This window comes from Prevotella sp. RM4 (assembly GCF_000701965.1).
In the GTDB taxonomy this organism is placed as follows: domain Bacteria; phylum Bacteroidota; class Bacteroidia; order Bacteroidales; family Bacteroidaceae; genus Prevotella; species Prevotella ruminicola.
This window is the reverse complement of sequence record NZ_JNKG01000007.1, coordinates 56,669-79,999: the sequence shown is the minus strand read 5'-3', so window position 1 is coordinate 79,999 and position 23,331 is coordinate 56,669. Positions and strand designations below refer to the sequence as shown.

Below are 23,331 nucleotides of genomic sequence, written 5' to 3'. Positions count from 1 at the left end.
TTAGAATTTAAGTCCACCTTTACGAGCTGCGTCTGCAAGCGACTTTACGCGGCCGTGATACAGATAACCGTTACGGTCGAAGACAACGGCGCTAACGCCAGCCTCCTGAGCCTTCTTGGCTACCAGCTCACCTACCTTCTCAGCCTGCTCGATCTTAGGCATAGCCTCGAGACCCAGTGAAGATGCAGAAGCAAGTGTTTTACCTTCCAAATCATTGATCACCTGAGCATAGATCTGCTTGTTGCTGCGGAAAACGCTCAGACGAGGACGCTCGGCTGTGCCGAACACGTTCTTACGAATTCTATATTTGATCTTAATTCGTCTTTCTACTTTCTTTGTTGTCATAATCTTCAATTTTTAATGATGTTAATTTTCAAGATTACTTAGCTGAAGCTGACTTACCCGACTTACGACGGATAACCTCACCCTTGAACAAAATACCCTTTCCTTTGTAAGGCTCAGGCATACGGAAAGAACGAATCTTAGCACAAATCAGACCGAGCAGTGCCTTGTCGCATGACTCGAGGATAATCTGAGGATTCTGGTTACGCTCAGACTTGGTCTCAACCTTAACCTCCTTAGGAAGCTGGATGAAGATGGGGTGAGTATAACCCAGAGCGAACTCGATGATGTTACCCTGGTTAGAAACACGGTAACCTACACCTACGAGCTCCATCTCCTTCTTATAACCTTCGCTTACGCCTACTACCATGTTGTTAACAAGCGCACGATACAGACCGTGGAAAGCCTGCTTCTGCTTGATGTTAACAGGGCTGTTCTCGTCGATCTCAAACTTAATCTGACCGTCCTCGATAGTCATCTTGATAGAGGGGTCAACCTTCTGTGTCAGCTCTCCCTTTGGACCCTTAACGGTTACAACACCGTCCTTGTCCTGAGCAACAGTAACGCCTGCAGGGATACTAATTGGCAATTTTCCTATTCTTGACATATTCTATCCTCCAATTAATATACATAGCAAAGAACCTCACCACCGATCTTCAGGGCTGCGGCCTCTTTGTCTGTCATTACACCTTTAGACGTGGAAAGGATGGCAATTCCAAGTCCGTTAATTACTCTCGGCATGTCTTTGTAGCCAGTGTACTGGCGAAGACCTGGGGTTGAAACTCGCTTCAAGCACTTGATAGCGTTTTCACGAGTAGCTGGGTTGTACTTCAAAGCAACCTTGATAGTACCCTGAGGACCATCCTCGATGAACTTGTAGTTCAGGATGTAACCCTTCTCGAAGAGGATCTTAGTGATCTCTTTCTTCAAGTTTGACGCAGGAACCTCAACGACACGGTGATGTGCCATGATGGCGTTTCTGAGTCTTGTCAGATAATCTGCTATTGGATCTGTCATAAAAATAAATGTTTTAATTAATCGGGACTACCCCGACAATATTAAATTAATAAATCTCTTTTTTGCTTAAATCAGGTAGATTACCAGCTGGCCTTCTTTACTCCAGGAATCAGACCGTTTGATGCCATCTCACGGAACTGGATACGAGAAAGACCGAACTGACGCATATATCCCTTTGGACGACCTGTAATCTTGCAACGGTTGTGCAGACGGATAGGGTTAGCGTTCTTAGGGATGCTCTGCAACTTGCGAGCTGCCTCATAAGCCTCTGCGGGATCCTCAGTAGTAGCGATCACCTTCTTCAGAGTTGCACGTTTCTCAGCGTAGCGAGCAACGAGCTTAGCGCGCTTTACCTCGCGGGCTTTCATTGATTCTTTTGCCATATCTCTTAATCGTTTTTAGCGTTCTTGAATGGAAGACCGAAAGCCTTCAGCAGTGCGAAACCTTCCTCGTCGGTCTGAGCCGATGTAACGAAGGTGATGTTCATACCCTGAATGCGGTCAACTGAATCGATATTGATCTCTGGGAAGATAATCTGCTCCTGGATACCCAGTGTGTAGTTACCACGGCCGTCGAACTTGCTCTCGATACCCTTGAAGTCGCGGATACGAGGGAGAGCGATGCGAACGAGCTTCTCGAGGAACTCGTACATGCGCTCACGACGAAGAGTTACCATCACACCGATAGGCATCTTCTTACGAAGCTTGAAGTTTGCGATATCCTTCTTAGAATATGTAGCAACTGCCTTCTGACCACAGATAGCGGTAATCTCGTTGATAGCAACCTCGATGATCTTCTTATCCTGAGTAGCGTCACCAAGACCCTGGTTTACTACGATCTTCTTCAGGACAGGAATCTGCATTGCAGAAGTGTAGTTGAACTGCTTCTGAAGAGCAGGAGCAATCTTCTCCTTGTACTCTTTCTTTAACTGTGCTGTATTTGCCATTACTTAATCTCCTCTCCTGACTTTTTAGCGATACGAACGACATTCTTACCCTCGCGCTTGATAGCAACACGGGTAGCCTTGCCACTCTTCGGATCAATCAAACTAATATTCGAAATGTGAATAGGAGCCTCCATCTTCACAAAGCCTCCCTGAGGATTCTTGGCGCTTGGCTTGGCACTCTTGTTCACCATGTTGATGCCCTCAACGAGAGCACGCTGCTTGTCGGTCAGAACCTTCAGTACCTTACCAGTCTTGCCCTTGTCCTCACCGGCCAGAACGATGACTGTATCGTTTTTCTTAATATTGAACTTTGCCATTTCTCTTAACTCTTAACTGTTAATTATTAACTATTACAGTACCTCAGGTGCCAAAGAAACGACCTTCATATTCACGGCACGGAGCTCACGGGCAACGGGGCCGAAGATACGGCTACCGCGGAGCTCACCTGCATTGTTCAGCAGTACGCAGGCATTGTCGTCGAAACGGATGTAAGAACCATCAGCACGACGGATTTCCTTCTTAGTGCGAACAACCAAAGCCTTTGATACTGCACCCTTCTTTACATCACTTGTAGGGATCGCGTTCTTGATAGACACAACGATGATATCACCTACGCTGGCATAACGGCGCTTGGTACCGCCCAATACACGGATGCAGAGAGCCTCGCGTGCACCGCTGTTGTCAGCTACTGTAAGTCTTGATTCTGTCTGTATCATAATTACTTAGCTTTTTCTACGATGTTAACTAATCTCCATCTCTTTGTCTTTGACAGAGGACGGGTTTCCATAATGAGCACTGTATCACCTACATTGCACTCGTTATTCTCATCGTGTGCGTGATACTTCTTTGTCTTCTGGACAAACTTACCATACATAGGGTGCTTCTCCTTGAACTTGGCTGCAATAACAATGGTTTTATCCATCTTGTTGCTGATAACGACACCCTGTCTTGTCTTTCTTAAATTTCTTGTTTCCATCTGGACCATTGTTATTTATTAAGTTCTCTCTGATGAAGTTCTGATTTCATTCGTGCGATATCGCGACGAGCGGCCTTAATCTGAGATGGATTCTCAAGTGGAGTGATTGCGTGGTTCAACTTCATCTGGTTGTACTTTGCAACCTCAGCCTCAATGCGCTCTGCCAGATCCTTGGTCTCGAGCTCTCTTACTTCTTTAATCTTCATACTCAATTAAGCGTTTTTATCGAAATCACGTCTTACAACAAACTTAGTCTTTACGGGCAGCTTCTGAGCACCGAGGCGAAGAGCCTCCTTAGCGATGTCGAAAGGTACACCCTCTACTTCAAAGAGAATACGGCCTGGTGTAACAGGTGCAACCCATCCTGCGGGATCTCCCTTACCTTTACCCATTCGCACGTCAGCAGGCTTGCGAGTGATTGGCTTATCAGGGAAGATGCGAATCCATACCTGACCTTCACGGTTCATATAACGATTGATAGCAACACGGGCTGCCTCAATCTGGCGGCTGTCGATCCACTTGGCATCCATTGTCTTGATACCGAAAGATCCGAAAGCCAGTGTTGTTCCTCTGTGGGCGTTGCCTTTGTTGCCGCGTCCATCCTGAGGTCTTCTATATCTTACTCTTTTGGGCTGTAACATAATAAGTTTCTACTTTAAATCGTTATTACTTCTTCTTATTACGGAACTTTCTGTCACGACCATTACCGCCGTTAGAGCGACCATTTGATTTCTCCTGAGTGAAGTTAGGTGCGAGGTCAACGTTTCCGTAGATCTCACCACGGCAAATCCATACCTTGATACCCAGAATACCAACCTTGGTCAGAGCCTCAGCGTGGCAGTAGTCAATGTCAGCACGATAAGTGTGCAGAGGAGTACGACCCTCCTTCAGCATCTCGCTACGTGCGATTTCAGCTCCATTAAGACGACCTGAAATCTGAACCTTAATACCCTCGGCACCAGCACGCATTGTGTTCTGGATAGCCATCTTGATGGCACGGCGATAAGCGATCTTACCCTCTACCTGGCGAGCGATGTTGTTGGCAACAATCGTGGCATCGAGCTCAGGACGCTTTACCTCGAAGATATTAATCTGAATCTCCTTATCATAGAGCTTCTTCAGTTCTTCCTTCAGTTTGTCGACATCTTGTCCACCTTTACCAATGACGAGACCTGGACGGGCTGTGCAAATAGTAATGGTAACCAGCTTCAATGTGCGCTCGATGACAATCTTCGATACGCTGGCCTTAGCCAGACGCTCGTTCAGGTACTTACGGATTTTCTGATCCTCTACCAGGTTATCTCCGAAGTCCTTGCCTCCGAACCAATTTGAATCCCAACCTCTTACGATTCCAAGACGGTTGCTAATTGGATTAACTTTCTGTCCCATACTTATTCTTTTACATCATTAGTTTTAGCATCAACAAACAGAGTCACGTGATTAGAACGCTTGCGGATACGATAGCCGCGACCCTGTGGTGCAGGTCTCATTCTCTTCATTGTAACACCCTCGTCAACGAATACGCGAGTGATGAACAGCTCACCATCCTCAGCCTTGCGATCGTTCTTGGCTTCCCAGTTAGCGATGGCCGAACGGAGGAGTTTCTCTACATTAGCTGCAGCTGCCTTCTTCGAGAAACGGAGTACACCCAGAGCGCGATTTACCTCCATGCCGCGGATCATGTCCACAACATAGCGCATCTTGCGGGGTGAAGAGGGGCAGCCGTTGAGCTTGGCAAAATACTGTGTCTTAAGTGCTGCTTTTCTTTCTTCAGCCTTAATATGTTTTCTTGCTCCCATTTTAATTCTTTAATTTTTTAATTCTTAATTCTCCCTGGGATTACTTCTTGTTACCGGCGTGACCACCGAAACGACGTGTAGGTGCAAACTCTCCGAGCTTGTGACCAACCATGTTTTCTGTAACGTAAACAGGGATAAATTTGTTACCGTTATGAACTGCAACAGTGTGTCCCACGAAATCGGGTGAGATCATTGATGCTCTGGCCCATGTCTTAACGACATTCTTCTTACCACTCTCATTCATAGCGAGAATCTTCTTCTCGAGTGATACGTTGATGTATGGACCCTTCTTTAATGAACGACTCATAATTTACTCTAATTAACTTGTTTACTTCTTGTTAGCTCTTTCAATAATGTACTTGTTTGAAAGCTTCTTAGGTGCACGAGTCTTAAGACCCTTAGCGTACAAGCCCTTACGTGAACGTGGGTGACCTCCAGACTGACGTCCTTCACCACCACCCATTGGGTGATCATGTGGGTTCATAACTACACCACGGTTGTGAGGACGCTGACCCAACCAGCGAGAGCGACCAGCCTTACCTGATGCCTCCAGAGCGTGATCTGAGTTACCTACACTACCTACAGTTGCTTTACAAGCTGAGAGAATCTGACGAGTCTCGCCTGAAGGAAGCTTGATTACACAATAGCTACCCTCACGAGAAGTCAACTGAGCGAAATTACCAGCCGAACGAACCAGCTTGGCACCCTGACCAGGACGCATCTCAATGTTGTGGATGACTGTACCTACAGGGATGTTTGCCAAAGGAAGGGCGTTACCAACCTCGGGTACTGCATCAGCACCCGACATCAGAGTTGCACCAACCTGCAGTCCATTAGGAGCAATGATATAACGTTTTTCACCATCAGCGTAGAAAAGAAGTGCAATGCGAGCTGAACGGTTAGGATCGTACTCGATTGTCTTTACTACAGCTGGAACACCATCTTTCTCTCGCTTGAAGTCGATCAGACGATACTTCTTCTTGTGACCGCCGCCCATGTAGCGAACAGTCATCTTACCGGTGTTGTTTCGACCACCGGTTGAACGCTTACCGTAAACGAGAGACTTCTCTGGCACGGATGCAGTAATATCCTCGAACGTGCCAATAATCTTGTGTCTTTGACCCGGAGTTACGGGCTTTAATTTACGTACTGCCATTTTTATTACTGAATATTGCTATAAAAATCAATTACATCGCCCTCCTTAAGAGTAACGATTGCCTTCTTGAACGCGTTCTTCTGACCCTTGATCAGACCAGCCTTAGTGTAGCGTGAGCTACGCTTGCCGGCGTAACGAACAGTGTTCACGTCGATTACTGTAACATTGTACAGAGCCTCAACCTCATTCTTAATCTCAAGCTTATTAGCCTCAGGACGAACGATGAAACCATACTTGGCCTCAGCCTTCTTGGTACGCTCCTCGCCCTTTACCTTATAAGTTTTCTCTACAGAAGACTTGTCTGTAATCTTGGTCATCTTCTCAGTGACCAGGGGTTTAATGATAAATGCCATATCCTTAGTCCTCCTTTTACTTGTTTAAGATACCGTCGATTGTCTCCAGCGACTTCTCAGTGATAACGAGTACATCAGCGTTCAGCACCTTGTAGGTGTTAACCAGTGAAGCCTCCATTACCTCTGTGCCCTGCAGATTGCGAGCCGACAGATATACATTGTTATTAGTACCTGACATTACGAAGAGAGTCTTCTTGCCGTCAACCTTCAGGTTCTTTGCAATGTTGATGAACTCCTTAGTCTTAGGAGCCTCCATGGTGAAGTCCTCAACAACTACGATTGCATTCTCCTGAGCCTTGTATGACAGAGCTGACTTACGAGCAAGAGCCTTAACCTTCTTATTCAGCTTGAAGCTGTAGTCACGAGGTGTAGGACCAAACACACGACCACCACCACGCAGCAGAGGTGAGTTGATATCTCCGTGACGGGCACCGCCGCCACCCTTCTGACGTCCAAGCTTACGAGTAGAACCAGAAATCTCGCTTCTCTCCTTTGACTTAGCTGTACCCTGACGCTGGTTAGCGAGATACTGCTTAACGTCCAGGTAGAGAACGTGGTCATTAGGTTCAATACCGAAGATAGCCTCGTTCAGAGTTACCTTACGTCCGGTCTCCTGACCTTTGATATTCAATACGCTAACTTCCATCTTACTTGTTAATTAAAACAGTTGAACCATTATAACCAGCGCAGCTACCCTTAACAAGGATAAGATTGTGCTCTGGAATTACCTTTAACACTTTGAGGTTCTGAGTAGTAACTCGATCGCCTCCCATCTGGCCGCCCATGCGCATTCCCTTGAATACCTTGGCGGGATAAGAACAGGCACCGATAGAACCTGGCTTACGCAGACGGTCGTCCTGACCGTGAGTAGCCTGGCCTACGCCACCAAAACCATGACGCTTCACAACGCCCTGAAAACCTTTACCTTTTGAAGTTCCTACAACGTCAACAAACTCGGCACCCTCGAAGATGTCGACTGTAACGGTGTCACCGAGATTCAACTCGGTATCAAACTTGAACTCGGCCAAGTGGGCCTTTGGTGTAGTGTTAGCCTTCTTGAAGATACCCATCATTGCTTTTGTGGTATTCTTCTCCTTCTTCTCACCGAAGGCGAGCTGAACAGCCTCATAGCCATCCTTCTCAACAGACTTAACCTGAGTTACAACACAAGGACCAGCTTCGATAACAGTGCACGGTACATTCTTACCGTCGGCACTGAAAACGGATGTCATTCCGATTTTTCTTCCAATTAATCCTGGCATTTCAGTTTAAAAATTAATAATGTTTATAAAATATATAATAAATGTTCCTTTTTAAGTGGTTCTCGCAACTTCCGCGCACACAAAACACCCACTTAAAAAGGAACTTCAACTACTTCGTTTTCGAAGGCTAAGTCGCTATTTATCAGGGCATTGTTAGCTCCACGGCCAGCGCAATACTCACTTTTGCGGGTGCAAAGGTACAAATAATATATAATATACACAAACATTATTAAGGCTTAGTAGTAACTTTTAAGTATTTTTATACTTTATACCTCCAAAAACACAACAATTCCGGCTTTTGGAAGCCGAGGTAAGGTATGTGTTGTTCAGATAATCTGCGTGTGCTATCATTACAATGAGAACTCGGCGGAGAGGATGAGTTCGCGGGGACGGAGGAGGTAGCTGGTGGTTGAGGTGGCGATACCAGTGTAGATGGTTTCCTCGTAGGCTTGCTTGTTGAACAGGTTGTTGAGAGCGGCCTTTAGGCGGACAGACTTCAATCGCCAGGTAACCGAGGCATCGCTGAGCAGGGTGTTCAGGGTGTTGCCGGCTTGCAGCTCGTTGCGGTGATGCACAAACTTCCAAGAGAGATCAACCTTGCCAATCGTGGAAGTGAGCACCAGCTGCTGGCGCCAGTTGAACAGCGTGGTATGCGAACTGCCAGCCGTTTTGTTGCCATTGAGCGAGAAACTGGCACTATAGTCGAACTCGCACCAAGCGGGCGAAACGATGATACCAGGCGTAAACGTGAGCGACTGGGTGGTATAACTGTACCACTCACCTGCCGACAGCTGGCGACCTTTGCTTAACGAGCCATTCACACCCAGACTCAACTTGGTCTTGATGGCATAGAAGCCTTTCTGTATGCTGGCACCGCCACTCAGAAAGTCGTTCTGACTGTGGAGTTCCTTCAGGGTGTAGTAATAGCAGCCATCGATAATCTGCATATCGTTGGTGGTGTTGTTCCAACTGCGCTGCACCGTGAGGTTGACAGTGGCAAAAAGCTCACGGATAGGACGCTTATACCGATAGCCCAACGTGGCATAAACCTGACGGTTGACAGGTATCAAGTCGGCTGCTTTGTACCACGTGCGATAATCACGGCGATAACTGTCGAGAGCATAGTTCTGCATACCACCCATTGTTTGTACGTAGGCACTACCGAGATGAATTTCGGAACGGGTATCAGGATTCCAATAAGCAGAGAGCACGGGATGCAGATAGAACATAGACTGCTGCTGACGCACGTAACGCTGGAAAGTAAGCGTGGGCGATAGTGAGAGCGTGATTTTATCGGTGCGATACTGCCAGCGGGGGCGCGCCTCGATGATGAGGTGCAGGTTATCGGTGTGGTTTACATACACATCCTCGCCCTCGACAAACAGGTTGTAGGTATGTGTTATCTTACCAGCCTTACGCTGCCATCCCAGCAGGTGGGCGGTATGCCAGAGGTTGGTGCGCAGACGGTTACAATCGGCATCGAGATAGAGGTCGCCCACACTATGATGGTAGTCGAGGACAGATTTCCAGGTGAGCTGTGCCCCACTCTTTAACGAATACATACGATACAGTGAACCCTCGAGAGCGAGCTGTGGCACACGGATGCGCTGCACAGGCTGGTTGGTGCCGAATAGCGACAGACCGTCGCCCTGCCTGGCACCGATGCTGAGCATCTCGTTGCCATAGGCTTTTTCGGTATTCACCTTACGCTCTACCTCAGCCGAGAAGTTATCGGTGATAATGGTCTTCTGCTGCTGTTCGGTGGTAACGGTGGGTGCCTCGCCATCAAGATAGTAGGCCGTACGGTTCTCGGTGGATTGTCGTACCACACTACGGTCGTACTGGGCAGCCACGCGCAGTTCGCCATCATTCTTTGTTTTCCTGACGCTGTTGATGCCATAGCGCTGCGAGGTATTGAAACGCAGGCGCTCCTCGTCGAGTGGTGCCGAGAGCGATGGCACACTGTACCACGAGGGGATATGACCACCATCGAGACGATTGTAATTACCACCCAGGATCTGATACGACTCACTGAGGTCGATGCCCTTGCGGTCGTAGGCCACATCGTACATCAGCTGTTTCTTCTTACCTATCTGTCGGATATTGGCCGTACCGCCCACATGCGTGGGATGGCCTACCAACAAGTAGGGTATCAGCGTGGCCATCAACCGGTCGCGTGCCTCGTCCTTCAGGGTAACGTTCATACCCACATCTTCGGTATAAACCTTATCACGCAAGGCCTTGATAGGCTGGTCATGCTCTACAATCTCAGCTTTCTCCACATCCTTGGCACGGATATTCTCCGTGAGCTGGTTATAGCGGCCACCCGTGAGATCGAGCCCTTCGACGGTAAAGCGCTTTACCTGTTGGTTATTATAGTATATTTTGCCATTCGATGCCACATCCACGCCTGGCAGTTTTTTCAGCACATCCTTCAGAGAGTTGTCGCGGTCGCTGGTAAAACGTGTCAGATCGAAGGTGATGGTGTCACGTCCCGTAATACGACTGCCCTGTACCTTTACCTCTTTCAAGGCGAAGGCCTCGGATGGCAATGAGAGTACAACTGGCTTGTTAGCGCTTTTCATGGGCACGCCACGCCTGCGTTTGCCAAAGCCGAGCATGGTGGCCTGCAACTGGTCGCCCATGGCAACCTGATCGACCGTGATGGCAAACTCGCCATCAGCATTGGTCCGGGCAAACTTAACGGTCTTACCCTTACGCAGATACATCACGCTGGCACTGACCAAGCGCTCGTGGGTGGCAGAATCCTCGACTACGCCATGCACCGTTACCTGAGCAGAGGCACCAAGCGCCTGCATCAGCAACAGCATCAACAGAATGACACCGTTTTTCACTGCAACTCTATGAGATTAAACTTGGGGCGATCAATCTTATCGAGTTTGGAGCCGTCGGAGTTCATGATCACAATCTTAGCCCCAGTGCCCGCCATCTGCTTGAGTACATCATTCGGATCGTAGCTCTCCTTCAAACGACGGAAGTCCTTCTGACTCACTTTCTCACGTTTCATCTTGATAAAGGTGATAGGTTCGCCGTCGGGCTGTTCCATTCCCTGTCCGTCGAAGATGAACTGACGACTGCTGTCGTAGGCCTTGAGAATGAGACCAGGCAGACCGCGCAGTTTCCATGGTCCCTCGTCGAGGGGGATATCCTCGGTGTACCAGGCATACCACTGGCGGCCCTTGAAATGGGTGGTAGCCAACTGACAGGTATAACCCATGATATCAGCCGTAGAATCGGGCAGTATGGTCCATTCGGGTGTTTCCATCTTCTCCTCTATCTGGCACTTAGCCTCACCCGCCGCATCAAGCATCAACGTCTTACCTTTCTCTGGATAGTTCTTATAGAACTCCATCGAGAGGATACCAGCCTTGGGTAGGTCTCTCAGGTCAAAATCCCCCTTTTCTATCTTCTCACGCATCAACTTCATGCGAACCGCAGCCGAATAGCTGTAGAACTTCGACACGCCATCGGCACTGATATCAAGACGCATCTCATCGTCGCGATATTTATAGGGTTTGGTAAGCGTATCGTTAACCGCCTTCGACTGGTACGTGATACGATAGGTTGTATTAGCAACTGCCAATGTATCGTTCTTACCCTTCTTCTTAGCCTCCTTGGCTGGCATTTTCATCTGGCTCTTATCAATCACCATGCCACCAATCTGCTGTGCCTGCGCCATCATACTGAAAGCCAGCAGAACAGAAATCATGAATATTCTCATTGTTTATAACAGTTTTTTAAGTTATTATTTTTTTCTTGCTTTGAATTTCTCGCGTAACTCATAGACACGCAGCATCTCCTTGGTTTTCTCTATCATCTCCGATAGCTTTTCGGTTGGTTTGTCAACTTCGGCAGCCTTCTCAACAAACTGCTGATAGTAGGCCCTACCCTGCTCCTCGTCCTTTAACAGATAGGCATAGGCATTAGCGATGTTATAGTAAGTGGCTACCGATGAGGGATTATACAACAGGTGCTCCTTCCAAGCGGCCACAGCCTCTTCGTATTTATGAGTGAGGTAATAGCCCTCACCCTCCGACAAGGTGATTGCTTTCATGATGGTGGTGTCGGGAAGCATCAATTCCTTAGCTAAAGACAGATAGTTCAGTCCTTCGGGATAGCGCTGAGTATCGACACATACCACACCTAAGCGATAGGCACAACCCGAATGTTTCATACCACTCACAAGGAAAGCCAGCTGCAGGTAATTATAAGCCTGTTCCAAACTGTCGATACGCGAACAACTCATGCCGGCCGAATAGAGGGTATTGAAGGTAGAGTCGCCCTGAGCTAACAGGCGTTCATACATCAGCGACGACTTGCCGAACTGGCGATCCATAAAGTAGGCATCGGCCAAGGCACGATTCACCTCAACGTTAGTAGAGTCAACAGCAAAGTACTGCTGTCCGCACTTGATGCCGTTTTGTGGTTGTTCCAACTGCGCATATGCCAAGGTGAGTCCTGCCACCATCTCCCCATCCATAGGGAAACGCGCCAACAACTGACTGGTCCAAAACACATAAGAGTCCAGATCACTCTGTTTCTTATAGCTCTGAGCCAACTGGCGGAAAGACTCGTGCGAGAGACTATCCTCTGGAATCGTCTTAAGCAATTCTATTACCTGGCGATAGTTAGCACGCTTGTAGTAGCAGTCTGCCAGTTTCATCTGGACAGCACAGTCAACTATCGCACTCTGTTCGGCGGAATGCTTGAGACGCTCGATGATTTCATTTTGCTTCTCCTTTGGCAACTTATTCAGTTGCTTAAGGGGAAGATCAAGATGTTCTACAGCCTTCTCCTGACTTCTTTTCTTTGCCAAATCATAAGCTTTCTGATAGTGTTTCAGAGCTTCGAAGGTGTTATACTGCTGCATACAGCTGTCGCCAGACTGCAGGCAGATTTTAAGAGAATCTAAGCCCTCACCCTTTGCAGGTGTAACCGCCAAAAGGGCGAGGGCAACAATAGTTTGAACTATTTTCATTATTGTATTTAAGAGAGAGATTACTTTACTTCTTTTTGGTGATGATGAAGATGGCACCATGCTTGGCTTTATCGCCATACTTCTCGACGGCCGATTTTCCCTTAATAATGTCCATGCTCTCGATAGTCTTTGGATCAATGTCCTTCAACTTCGCGCCATCAACGGTTTTTCCATCGATAATGACACATGGGGCATTCTCTCCAGGGGTCCATAGCCCCTGAACCGTTTCATTTTCATAACCTACAACAACAGTCTCAGGTAACGCATTGGCATGCTTCTCATTATCTGCCGGAATATTTGGACCGCCCTGTAGTCGGAATGTAACAGGAACGGTGTACTTTACACGAACGGACTTTCCATTTTGAGTACCTGGCTCCCAGTTAGGCATCGCATTAATAACACGAACAGCTTCAGCATCAAGCTCAGGACTAATAGACTTCACGACGGTAGGTTCGGCGATGGATCCATCCTCCTCAACCACAAACGTCACAATCACACGCCCCTGCGTACCAGCCTTTTCGGCTGCGGCAGGATACTTAACGGTTTTAGAAAGTAACTCGAAGAGAGCTGATACGCCACCAGGATACTGCGGCATATGCTCTACCACATCGAAGGGGCGCTGCTTGCTGGCCTGAGCGGTTGCAGCATCGGTCTTTGACTGGGCATCGGCCTTGACGACTTTAATTGACTTGCTACCCATTTTAATGGTACCAGCTTTTGCACCTTTCTTAACGGGTGTTTGCTGCTGGGGCTGGGCATAAACATAGTCGGTAACAGTCTCGGCATTAACAGCGAGCGCTACAGCTACTATAGGCAGGAGTGCCAGCAGTTTAAGGTAGCGCTGACGGGGTGATTTAGTATGTAACATCATATTAATTCGGTTTTTGAGGGTACTGTGGGAGATACCGTTAGCAAGGGAGTACCCACCAATGCTTGCGGCTTTTGTGATTAACAGGTATTGATATTGACGCGCATTGATCCCTTGAGAGAGTACTGCACCGTCGGCCTCGTATTCGTGGATGGCACGCAAATCGGAGCGTAGCATCCAAATGGCGGGATTAAACCACTGGAGGGCGGTGAGGGTATCAACAAAGAGCAGGTCCCACGAGTGGTGGTAACGGATATGCCCTCGTTCGTGCGTGAGAATAGCCGCATCGTTAGCCAGGTAATCGCTGCGGTTCATCACGATATAATGCATCCAACTGAATGGGGCCAGATCGGGGTTACCGGTCACACAGATCACGGTACCATCAGACTGCGGATACTTTTGACTATGCTTAATGAGTTTTACGATTCTGAACAACGACCAGAGGGTATGACCAAGCGTGGCAGCCATGCCGATGAAGAACAGGGCAATGGCCACAGACTGCCAAAGCGGATACATACCGGCATCTGACGATATATCGGCCACAGCCTCAAGGGCGCCAAACGACACACTGGGGGCCGACTCTACCACAACGGTTTTATGCAGGGTGATGACGCACAGCGGCAGTACAAACGATGCCACAGCTGTAGCCAGAAGCACCACGCGATTAACACGGTGGAACGTTTCGTGAGACAGCAGCACACGATAGAACATGTAGAACACCGCTAAGATAGCAGCCACTTTCAGGTCGTAGGTCAGAAAATCTATCATTGTACAATTTAGTTATTTACGATTTCGACTATTGGTTCTTTTCTATCTGATCGAGAAGTTCCCGGAGTTCTTCAACAGAAATCTTCTCTTCCTTAACGAAAGCAGACACTGCTGAAAGATAGGAGTTATTGAAGTAGTTCTTGATAACACCGGCAATGGATTTACGACCGTACTCAGCCTCGGTGATGAGGGGATAGTACTGATAGGTATTACCAAACTGCTTATGACCAAGATAGCCTTCCTTCTCCAGAATGCGTACCATCGTAGATAGCGTATTGAAGTGCGGACGCGGCTCGTCGTAGTACTCCAAGAGCTCCTTAACGAACATCGGACCGTGCTGCCAATACAAATCCATGATCTCCTTTTCCTTGTTTGTTAACTTTTTCATTTTACTACAGTTTGCTTTAAGTTCGAAAATCAAATTGCGCGTTGTAATCAATATCCGAATGCAAAGTAACTAAAAGTTTTCGTTAGATGCAACTAAAAGTTATAGTTTTTAAACTAAATTAATTAGTTAAGGATGGTTTTAACGATTATTCAGGCTATCAGAACAAAAAAACAGCGCATCCTTGGGGATACGCTGCTTTATAATCAGATAAAGATAAAACTATACCTTGATCTCAACCTCAACACCGCTGGGGAGCTCGAGCTTCATCAGAGCGTCAACAGTCTTAGCAGTTGAGCTGTAGATGTCGATCAGACGCTTGTAGTCTGAGAGCTGGAACTGCTCACGAGCCTTCTTGTTAACGAAGGTAGAGCGGTTAACGGTGTAGATACGCTTGTGTGTAGGAAGGGGGATAGGACCGCTGATGATAGCACCTGTGGCCTTAACAGCCTTCACAATCTTCTCGGCTGACTTGTCTACGAGTTTGTGGTCGTAGCTCTTCAGCTTGATACGAATTTTCTGACTCATTTCTAAAATTTAATAATTATATAATTTAATAATGTAAAAATGGGGCTGTCACTAAAGAGTCATTTGCTCAGCGGCAGACCCCATTTTCTATTTTTTACATTTTTACATTGCGCGCAGCGCTTACACGAGGTCGGCACGGCCCTTCACCTCCTCCAGAACTGCCTTAGCGATAGAGCTTGACAGAGGAGCGTGGTGATCGTACTCCATTGAGCTGGTAGCACGACCTGAAGTGATGGTACGCAGAGCGGTTACATAACCGAACATCTCTGACAGGGGCACCTGAGCCTTAACAACACGGGCACCGCTGCGAGCCTCTTCCATACCCTCTACCTGGCCACGACGCTTGTTCAGGTCACCGATAACGTCACCCATGTTCTCCTCAGGTGTTACAACCTCGAGCTTCATGATAGGCTCCATCAGTACGGGCTTAGCCTGAGCGCATGCGTTCTTGTATGCCTGCAGAGCAGCGATCTCGAATGAGAGCTGGTCAGAGTCAACGGGGTGGAACGAACCGTCGAGTACAGTAACCTTCAGTGAATCCATTGGGTAACCACCGAGGATACCATTCTTCATAGCGTTCTCGAATCCCTTCTGGATAGATGGGATGAACTCCTTAGGAATGTTACCACCCTTAACCTCGTTAACGAACTGCAGACCGCCGTCCTTAGCGATATCCCAATCGTCGTCAACAGGACCAACGTTTACGATGATATCAGCGAACTTACCGCGACCACCCGACTGCTTCTTGTAAACCTCACGGAGGTTAACAGTCTTGGTGATGGCTTCCTTGTAGTTAACCTGAGGCTTACCCTGGTTACACTCAACCTTGAACTCACGCTTCAGACGGTCGATAATGATATCGAGGTGAAGCTCACCCATACCTGAGATAATGGTCTGACCACTCTGCTCGTCGGTACGAACGGTGAATGTTGGGTCCTCTTCGGCCAGCTTAGCAAGACCGTTGTCGAGCTTAGCAACGTCGGCCTGAGACTTAGGCTCAACTGCGATAGAGATTACAGTATCGGGGAAGCTCATTGACTCCAGTACGATAGGTGCATCCTCAGAGCAGAGGGTATCACCAGTACGGATATCCTTGAAACCTACACCTGCGCCGATATCACCAGCGTCGATGCTCTCCATAGGAATTTCCTTGTTTGAGTTCATCTGGAACAGACGGCTGATACGCTCCTTCTTACCCGAACGTGGGTTGTAAACGTATGATCCGGCAGTGATCTTACCAGAGTAAACGCGGAAGAATACCAGACGGCCCATGTATGGGTCGGTAGCAATCTTAAAGGCCAGAGCCGATGTAGGCTCGTCCTCAGAAGGCTTACGATCCTCTTCCTCATCGGTATCAGGGTTGGTACCCTTAATAACCTCTACGTCAACAGGTGCGGGCAGGAATGCACATACGTAGTCGAGCAGAGGCTGCACACCCTTGTTCTTATAAGAAGAACCGAGCAGCATAGGAGTACACTGCATTGAGATAGTACCCTTACGGATAGCAGCGATGATCTCGTCCTCAGTGATTGAGTTAGGATCGTCGAAGTACTTCTCCATCAGAGCCTCGTCGTACTCAGCAGCAGCCTCAAGCAGCTTGTTACGCCACTCGTCGCACTCTGCCTCCAGGTCGGCGGGGATATCCTCAACATCGTACTCAGCACCCATGGTCTCATCGTGCCACAGGATAGCCTTCATCTTGATCAGGTCAACCAGACCCTTGAAGTTCTCCTCAGCACCGATGGGCACCTGGATAACAACAGGGTTAGCACCCAGGATGTCCTTCATCTGCTGAACAGTCTCGAAGAAGTCAGCACCTGAACGGTCCATCTTATTAACGTAACCGATACGAGGTACGTTGTACTTGTCGGCCTGGCGCCATACAGTCTCTGACTGAGGCTGAACACCGTCGGCAGCAGAGTAAGTAGCAACAGCACCATCCAGTACACGGAGTGAACGCTCTACCTCAGCGGTAAAGTCAACGTGTCCCGGAGTATCAATCAAGTTGATCTTGAAGTTCTTACCATTCCATGTCCAGTTACAGGTGGTAGCAGCAGATGTGATAGTAATACCACGCTCCTGCTCCTGAGCCATCCAGTCCATGGTAGCAGCTCCATCGTGTACCTCACCAATCTTATGAGTCTTACCTGTGTAGAACAGGATACGCTCAGAAGTGGTTGTCTTACCGGCATCGATGTGAGCCATAATACCGATATTTCTTGTTAAATGTAAATCGCGGTTTGCCATTGTTTTGTATCCTTTTAACTTCTTACCTTATTTATTAGAAACGGAAGTGAGCAAATGCGCGGTTAGCCTCGGCCATGCGATGCATATCCTCCTTACGCTTGAAGGCACCACCCTGATTGTTGAAGGCGTCCATGATCTCAGCAGCCAGCTTATCGGCCATTGACTTACCAGAACGCTTACGAGCGAACTGAATCATGTTCTTCATTGAGATACTCTCCTTACGGTCGGGACGGATCTCGGTAGGTACCTGGAAAGTAGCACCACCGATACGGCGGCTCTTTACCTCTACCTGTGGGGTAATGTTGTCGAGAGCCTGCTTCCAGATCTCCAGGGCTGACTTCTCCTCGTTGTTCATTTTGCTCTTCACTGTCTCCAGTGCATTGTAGAAGATCTCATAAGACTTGGTCTTCTTACCATCAAACATCAGGTGGTTTACAAACTTAGACACCTTCTGATCGTTGAATACGGGATCTGGCAGGATCACACGCTTCTTTGGTTTTGCTTTTCTCATTTTGTTTTTGAATTAAAATTCTGCTTGAGGGCTGTTCTTACTTGTTCTTCAACGTCACTTCGCTCGGACATTTACTCAACCTTTATAACATTATCTCCAGCAAAACGGATTAAATTTTTTGTTTCTTTTTGGCCTGACTGACCATCTCCGGTCATTTTACTTCTTAGCCTTTGGACGCTTAGCACCATACTTAGAACGGCGCTGTGTACGGTTAGCTACACCAGCAGTATCAAGAGTACCGCGAACGATGTGGTAACGTACACCTGGCAGGTCCTTTACACGACCACCGCGAACAAGCACGATTGAGTGCTCCTGCAGGTTGTGTCCCTCTCCAGGGATGTAAGAGTTAACTTCCTTCTGATTTGTCAGACGAACACGGGCTACCTTACGCATAGCCGAATTAGGCTTCTTAGGTGTTGTTGTGTAAACACGTACGCAGACACCACGACGCTGAGGACAGTTGTCCAAAGCAGGTGACTTTGACTTGTCAACAATTACCTTTCTGCCTTTTCTTACCAATTGTGAAATTGTAGGCATAATACTTTAATTTTTAATTTATATATATGTTATTTTATTTATAATCAGCGCTTTACACACCCTATCTCGCTTAATAGGGGCGTTTCGGGCTGCAAAGGTACAACTATTTTCCGATTCCACCTAACTTATATGGAGAAAATGCAAGTTTAAACCCTTGATTTAACAAGAAATAACGTTTTTTGAATTAATTAATAGTAGATTATGTCCAAAATAAAGAAAAAAGAGTGCCGCACATACATGCAGCACTCTTAACATATTTTGCTAATCAAAGATAGCCTTATTTCTCCTCGAGAATGGTCTCATCAGCGAAGTCGAGAACGTTCTTGCGGTTAGCCTGAATGCGCTCATACTCCTCCTTTGAACCAACGATAATCTTCTCGAACTCACGCAGACCGGTACCAGCAGGAATCAGGTGTCCGCAGATTACGTTCTCCTTCATACCTACCAGGTGATCTACCTTACCACGGATGGCAGCCTCGTTAAGTACCTTGGTTGTCTCCTGGAACGATGCAGCCGACATGAACGACTTAGTCTGAAGAGCGGCACGTGTGATACCCTGCAGAATCTGAGTAGATGTAGCGGGCACTGCATCACGAACCTGTACCAGACGGAGGTCACGACGCTTCAGCATAGAGTTCTCGTCGCGCAGCTTGCGGGCGGTAACGATCTGACCCTTCTGCAGGTTCTCAGAGTCACCGGCATCGGTAACAACCTTCTTACCCCAGATACGATCGTTCTCCTCAGCGAAGTCGAGCTTGTCGACAATCTCCTGCTCGAGGAACGAGGTATCACCAGGTTCGTTGATCTGTACCTTACGCATCATCTGACGAACGATAATCTCGAAGTGCTTATCGTTAATCTTTACACCCTGCAGACGGTATACGTCCTGAACCTCGTTCACGATATACTCCTGTACAGCGGTGGGACCCTTAATGGCCAGGATGTCGCCTGGAGTGATAACACCATCAGAGAGTGGTGTACCAGCACGTACGGCATCGTGCTCCTGTACCAGGATCTGCTTCGACAGCGATACGAGATAACGACGCTGCTCACCAGTCTTAGAGGTTACGATAATCTCACGGTTACCACGCTTTACCTTACCCATGGTTACCTCACCATCGATCTCGGATACAACAGCAGGGTTAGATGGGTTACGAGCCTCGAACAGCTCGGTTACACGGGGCAGACCTCCGGTGATATCACCACCCTTGGCAGCAGCACGTGGAATCTTAACGAGGGTTTCACCAGTTGAAACTGTCTGGCCATCCTCAACAACAACGTGTCCACCTACAGGGAAGCTATATGTTCCGATTACCTCGCCATCGGCACCGATAACATCACAGGTAGGAACCTTAGTACGGTCGCGCGACTCGGTAACAATCTTTTCAGTCAGACCAGTGGTTTCGTCGGTCTCGGCACGGAAGGTAACACCCTCGATCACATCGTTGAACTTCAGGGTACCAGCGTACTCGGTAACGATAACGGCATTGAATGGGTCCCACTGAGCAATCTTGTCGCCCTTGGCAACCTCGTCGCCGTGACCAAAGTAGAGTGACGAACCGTAAGGCACGTTAACGGTAGAGAGAACGATCTTGGTGTTAGGATCAACGAAACGCATCTCACCCAAACGGCTTACAACCATCTGACACTCGCGGCCATCCTCATCGAATGGAACGGTACGAACCTCTTCAAACTCGATCATAGCGCGATCATATTTAGATACGATGCTTGCATTTGCTGCGGCGTTGGCAGCCACACCACCGGCGTGGAACGTACGCAGAGTAAGCTGTGTACCTGGCTCACCGATAGCCTGAGCGGCAATCACACCAACAGCCTCACCCTTCTGTACCATACGACGGGTAGCGAGGTTACGTCCGTAACACTTCATGCAGACACCCTTCTTCGACTCACAAGTGAGCACTGAACGGATCTCGACCATCTCGATATCAGATGCCTCGATAGCGTCGGCAATAGACTCGGTGATCTCCTCACCGGCAGCTACAATCACCTCACCAGTCTTAGGATTGATCACATCGTGAACTGATACACGACCCAGGATACGCTCTGACAGGCTTGAGATAACCTCGTCGCCGCTCTTCAGGGCTGTGCACTGCAAACCACGCAGGGTACCGCAGTCCTCCTCGGTAATGATCACATCGTGCGATACGTCAACCAATCGACGTGTCAGGTAACCAGCGTCGGCTGTTTTCATAGCGGTATCAGCCAGACCCTTACGAGCACCGTGAGTAGAGATAAAGTACTCGAGCACTGACATACCCTCCTTAAAGTTAGAAAGGATTGGGTTTTCAATAATCTGGTGACCCTCGGCACCGGCCTTCTGAGGCTTAGCCATCAGACCACGGATACCTGAAAGCTGCTTAATCTGGTCCTTACTACCACGGGCACCTGAGTCAAGCATCATGAATACAGCGTTGAATCCCTGGTCGGCCTCGGTCATCTGCTTCAGCAGGATGTTACCGATATCGTTGTTGACGTGGGTCCAGGTATCAATAACCTGATTATAACGCTCGTTGTCGGTGATGAATCCCATGTTATAGTTGTCGGTAATCTGCTGTACCTCCTCATTACCCTTGGCAATCAGCTCAGCCTTCTCCTTAGGAATAATGATATCATCGAGGTTGAACGACAGACCGGCCACGTAAGCCATGCGGTAACCCAGGTTCTTGATTCCATCAAGGAACTCACAAGCCTCGGCGAAACCTACATTCTTAATTACAGCACCGATAATGTCGCGCAGACTCTTCTTAGAAATAATCTTATTAACGTAACCAACCTCCTTTGGAATGATGCCGTTTACGATTACACGACCTACTGAAGTCTCTACCATGTGGCGAACAGGCTGACCGTCGACGATATCATCAACGATAACCTTAACCTGGGCGTGCAGTTCGCACTTACCCTCGTTGTGTGCGATGATAGCCTCTTCTGGACCGTAGAAGGTAAGTCCCTCACCCTTTGCACCTGGACGGATCTTGGTAATGTAGTACAAACCAAGTACCATATCCTGTGAAGGCACGGTGATAGGTGCACCGTTGGCAGGGTTCAGAATGTTATGGCTCTGCAGCATGAGCAGCTGAGCCTCGAGGATAGCCTCGTTACTCAATGGGAGGTGTACAGCCATCTGGTCACCGTCGAAGTCGGCGTTGAACGCAGTACATGCCAGTGGGTGCAGCTGGATAGCCTTACCCTCGATCATCTTTGGCTGGAAGGCCTGGATACCCAGACGGTGCAGTGTTGGTGCACGGTTCAGGAGTACAGGGTGACCCTTCATCACGTTCTCAAGGATATCCCAGATAACTGGCTCACGACGGTCAACAATCTTCTTGGCGCTCTTAACAGTCTTCACAATACCGCGCTCGATGAGCTTACGGATAATGAATGGCTTATACAGCTCGGCAGCCATCAGCTTTGGCAGACCGCACTCACCCATCTTCAGCTCAGGACCTACAACGATAACCGAACGGGCTGAATAGTCAACACGCTTACCCAGCAAGTTCTGACGGAAACGTCCCTGCTTACCTTTCAGTGAGTCAGAGAGTGACTTCAGAGGACGGTTGCTATCGCTCTTAACAGCAGACGACTTACGGCTGTTGTCGAAGAGTGAATCCACAGCCTCCTGCAGCATACGCTTCTCGTTTCGGAGAATTACCTCAGGAGCCTTAATCTCCATCAGACGCTTCAGACGGTTGTTACGGATGATGACACGACGATAGAGGTCGTTCAAGTCAGATGTAGCGAAACGTCCACCATCCAGTGGTACCAGAGGACGGAGCTCAGGAGGTGTAACAGGGATAATCTTCATAATCATCCACTCGGGGCGGTTGATGCCCTTCTCAACTGATGTACGGAAAGCCTCTACTACCTGCAGACGCTTCAGAGCCTCGTTCTTACGCTGAACTGAAGAGTCGCTGTTAGCACGGTCGCGCAGCTCGTACGACAGTGAGTCGAGGTCGATACGTGTCAGGAGGTCGTAGATAGCCTCGGCACCCATCTTAGCGATGAACTTGTTAGGATCGCTATCGTCGAGATACTCGTTATCGGGTGAAAGCTGATTCTCTACAATCTCTGAGTACTCATCCTCTGAGAGCAGGTCGAACTTGTTAGAACCCAGGGCATCGTTACCCTCGGCATCCTTACGGCCTGCCATTACACCTGGCTGGATAACCACGTAGCGCTCGTAGTAGATAACTGCATCGAGCTTCTTGGTGGGCAGACCCAGCAGGTAACCTATCTTATTAGGAAGACTACGGAAGTACCAGATGTGTGCTACGGGCACAACGAGCTCGATGTGACCAGAACGCTCACGACGGACCTTCTTCTCTGTTACCTCTACACCACAACGGTCGCAGACAATACCCTTATAACGGATGCGCTTGTACTTACCGCAGGCACACTCATAGTCCTTGGTAGGACCGAAGATGCGCTCGCAGAACAAACCATCGCGCTCAGGCTTATAGGTACGATAGTTGATGGTCTCTGGCTTGGTAACCTCACCGAAGCTGCTCTCCAGAATCTCTTCAGGAGAAGCAAGTCCGATGGTAATCTTCGTAAAATTATTCTTTATTTTTGAATCCTTCTTGAAAGCCATATATATTATCTTTCTCTTAATTCTTAAC

Annotated in this window: 27 protein-coding genes; all 27 read right to left on the bottom strand. The window is 48.3% G+C overall.

Translation table 11 applies throughout. From position 1 onward, the window contains the following. The 27 genes from rplR to rpoC all read right to left on the bottom strand — a co-directional run bounded on the left by rplR (nucleotide 1) and on the right by rpoC (nucleotide 23,303). Entirely contained in the window at nucleotides 1-345 is a 345-nt protein-coding gene (gene rplR, locus T499_RS0101565) for a 50S ribosomal protein L18 (RefSeq protein WP_033149489.1), read from the bottom strand. 34 nt (nucleotides 346-379) lie between these two features. After that, complete coding sequence (rplF, locus tag T499_RS0101560; RefSeq protein WP_013064742.1) at nucleotides 380-949, bottom strand: 50S ribosomal protein L6; 570 nt, start codon at nucleotides 947-949, stop codon at nucleotides 380-382. Nucleotides 950-963: 14 nt separating this feature from the next. Then, the gene (rpsH, locus tag T499_RS0101555; RefSeq protein WP_013064141.1) at nucleotides 964-1,359 is read right to left on the bottom strand and encodes a 30S ribosomal protein S8; all 396 of its coding nucleotides are present in this window, start codon (nucleotides 1,357-1,359) and stop codon (nucleotides 964-966) included. Between the two features lie 80 nt (nucleotides 1,360-1,439). After that, nucleotides 1,440-1,742: a 30S ribosomal protein S14 gene (rpsN, locus tag T499_RS0101550; protein WP_013063532.1), complete on the bottom strand. Its 303-nt coding sequence runs from the start codon at nucleotides 1,740-1,742 to the stop codon at nucleotides 1,440-1,442. 5 nt (nucleotides 1,743-1,747) lie between these two features. Continuing rightward, a complete protein-coding gene (gene rplE, locus T499_RS0101545; RefSeq protein WP_013065667.1) occupies nucleotides 1,748-2,305 on the bottom strand; it encodes a 50S ribosomal protein L5 in 558 nt (185 codons plus the stop codon). Further along, nucleotides 2,305-2,622 (bottom strand): 50S ribosomal protein L24, encoded by a 318-nt coding sequence (gene rplX, locus T499_RS0101540; protein ID WP_013065652.1) that lies wholly within the window; start codon nucleotides 2,620-2,622, stop codon nucleotides 2,305-2,307. The genes rplE and rplX overlap by 1 nt, the downstream gene beginning before the upstream one ends. Before the next feature lie 33 nt (nucleotides 2,623-2,655). Then, complete coding sequence (gene rplN / locus T499_RS0101535; RefSeq protein ID WP_013065032.1) at nucleotides 2,656-3,021, bottom strand: 50S ribosomal protein L14; 366 nt, start codon at nucleotides 3,019-3,021, stop codon at nucleotides 2,656-2,658. 2 nt (nucleotides 3,022-3,023) lie between these two features. Then, nucleotides 3,024-3,290 (bottom strand): 30S ribosomal protein S17, encoded by a 267-nt coding sequence (rpsQ, locus tag T499_RS0101530; protein ID WP_013063072.1) that lies wholly within the window; start codon nucleotides 3,288-3,290, stop codon nucleotides 3,024-3,026. Nucleotides 3,291-3,292: 2 nt separating this feature from the next. After that, nucleotides 3,293-3,487: a 50S ribosomal protein L29 gene (rpmC, locus tag T499_RS0101525; RefSeq protein ID WP_013065209.1), complete on the bottom strand. Its 195-nt coding sequence runs from the start codon at nucleotides 3,485-3,487 to the stop codon at nucleotides 3,293-3,295. A 6-nt stretch (nucleotides 3,488-3,493) separates the two neighbouring features. After that, entirely contained in the window at nucleotides 3,494-3,922 is a 429-nt protein-coding gene (rplP, locus tag T499_RS0101520) for a 50S ribosomal protein L16 (RefSeq protein ID WP_028902374.1), read from the bottom strand. 25 nt (nucleotides 3,923-3,947) lie between these two features. Further along, nucleotides 3,948-4,670 (bottom strand): 30S ribosomal protein S3, encoded by a 723-nt coding sequence (gene rpsC, locus T499_RS0101515; protein WP_013064542.1) that lies wholly within the window; start codon nucleotides 4,668-4,670, stop codon nucleotides 3,948-3,950. A gap of 2 nt (nucleotides 4,671-4,672) precedes the next feature. Further along, nucleotides 4,673-5,080, bottom strand: a complete 408-nt coding sequence (rplV, locus tag T499_RS0101510) for a 50S ribosomal protein L22 (RefSeq protein ID WP_013064877.1) — start codon at nucleotides 5,078-5,080, stop codon at nucleotides 4,673-4,675. A gap of 40 nt (nucleotides 5,081-5,120) precedes the next feature. After that, nucleotides 5,121-5,387 carry a 30S ribosomal protein S19 gene (rpsS, locus tag T499_RS0101505; RefSeq protein ID WP_013065476.1) on the bottom strand — a complete coding sequence of 89 codons (267 nt, stop codon included), beginning with the start codon at nucleotides 5,385-5,387 and terminating at the stop codon, nucleotides 5,121-5,123. 21 nt (nucleotides 5,388-5,408) lie between these two features. Next, on the bottom strand, nucleotides 5,409-6,236 hold the full coding sequence (gene rplB, locus T499_RS0101500) for a 50S ribosomal protein L2 (protein ID WP_013064908.1): 828 nt from the start codon (nucleotides 6,234-6,236) through the stop codon (nucleotides 5,409-5,411). A gap of 5 nt (nucleotides 6,237-6,241) precedes the next feature. Then, nucleotides 6,242-6,589 carry a 50S ribosomal protein L23 gene (gene rplW / locus T499_RS0101495; RefSeq protein ID WP_013065472.1) on the bottom strand — a complete coding sequence of 116 codons (348 nt, stop codon included), beginning with the start codon at nucleotides 6,587-6,589 and terminating at the stop codon, nucleotides 6,242-6,244. Between the two features lie 16 nt (nucleotides 6,590-6,605). Next, entirely contained in the window at nucleotides 6,606-7,235 is a 630-nt protein-coding gene (gene rplD / locus T499_RS0101490) for a 50S ribosomal protein L4 (RefSeq protein ID WP_033149488.1), read from the bottom strand. Nucleotide 7,236: 1 nt separating this feature from the next. Next, nucleotides 7,237-7,851: a 50S ribosomal protein L3 gene (rplC, locus tag T499_RS0101485; RefSeq protein ID WP_013064246.1), complete on the bottom strand. Its 615-nt coding sequence runs from the start codon at nucleotides 7,849-7,851 to the stop codon at nucleotides 7,237-7,239. Between the two features lie 350 nt (nucleotides 7,852-8,201). Beyond that, on the bottom strand, nucleotides 8,202-10,706 hold the full coding sequence (locus T499_RS13915; RefSeq protein ID WP_157054467.1) for a hypothetical protein: 2,505 nt from the start codon (nucleotides 10,704-10,706) through the stop codon (nucleotides 8,202-8,204). Continuing rightward, nucleotides 10,703-11,593, bottom strand: coding sequence for a GLPGLI family protein (locus T499_RS0101475; protein WP_084162846.1), 891 nt, complete (start codon nucleotides 11,591-11,593; stop codon nucleotides 10,703-10,705). The genes T499_RS13915 and T499_RS0101475 overlap by 4 nt, the downstream gene beginning before the upstream one ends. Nucleotides 11,594-11,617: 24 nt before the next feature. Beyond that, entirely contained in the window at nucleotides 11,618-12,850 is a 1,233-nt protein-coding gene (locus tag T499_RS0101470; RefSeq protein ID WP_157054466.1) for a tetratricopeptide repeat protein, read from the bottom strand. A 25-nt stretch (nucleotides 12,851-12,875) separates the two neighbouring features. After that, complete coding sequence (locus T499_RS0101465; protein WP_033149486.1) at nucleotides 12,876-14,486, bottom strand: M56 family metallopeptidase; 1,611 nt, start codon at nucleotides 14,484-14,486, stop codon at nucleotides 12,876-12,878. A gap of 28 nt (nucleotides 14,487-14,514) precedes the next feature. Further along, nucleotides 14,515-14,874: a BlaI/MecI/CopY family transcriptional regulator gene (locus T499_RS0101460; RefSeq protein ID WP_033150110.1), complete on the bottom strand. Its 360-nt coding sequence runs from the start codon at nucleotides 14,872-14,874 to the stop codon at nucleotides 14,515-14,517. A gap of 219 nt (nucleotides 14,875-15,093) precedes the next feature. Next, nucleotides 15,094-15,399, bottom strand: coding sequence for a 30S ribosomal protein S10 (gene rpsJ, locus T499_RS0101455; RefSeq protein WP_013064715.1), 306 nt, complete (start codon nucleotides 15,397-15,399; stop codon nucleotides 15,094-15,096). A 120-nt stretch (nucleotides 15,400-15,519) separates the two neighbouring features. Continuing rightward, complete coding sequence (gene fusA, locus T499_RS0101450; RefSeq protein ID WP_013063203.1) at nucleotides 15,520-17,646, bottom strand: elongation factor G; 2,127 nt, start codon at nucleotides 17,644-17,646, stop codon at nucleotides 15,520-15,522. Nucleotides 17,647-17,680: 34 nt separating this feature from the next. Beyond that, complete coding sequence (gene rpsG, locus T499_RS0101445) at nucleotides 17,681-18,157, bottom strand: 30S ribosomal protein S7 (RefSeq protein WP_013063135.1); 477 nt, start codon at nucleotides 18,155-18,157, stop codon at nucleotides 17,681-17,683. A 156-nt stretch (nucleotides 18,158-18,313) separates the two neighbouring features. Then, nucleotides 18,314-18,694 carry a 30S ribosomal protein S12 gene (gene rpsL, locus T499_RS0101440; RefSeq protein WP_013063973.1) on the bottom strand — a complete coding sequence of 127 codons (381 nt, stop codon included), beginning with the start codon at nucleotides 18,692-18,694 and terminating at the stop codon, nucleotides 18,314-18,316. 277 nt (nucleotides 18,695-18,971) lie between these two features. Next, nucleotides 18,972-23,303: a DNA-directed RNA polymerase subunit beta' gene (gene rpoC, locus T499_RS0101435; RefSeq protein WP_033149485.1), complete on the bottom strand. Its 4,332-nt coding sequence runs from the start codon at nucleotides 23,301-23,303 to the stop codon at nucleotides 18,972-18,974. Nucleotides 23,304-23,331: the final 28 nt, after the last annotated feature.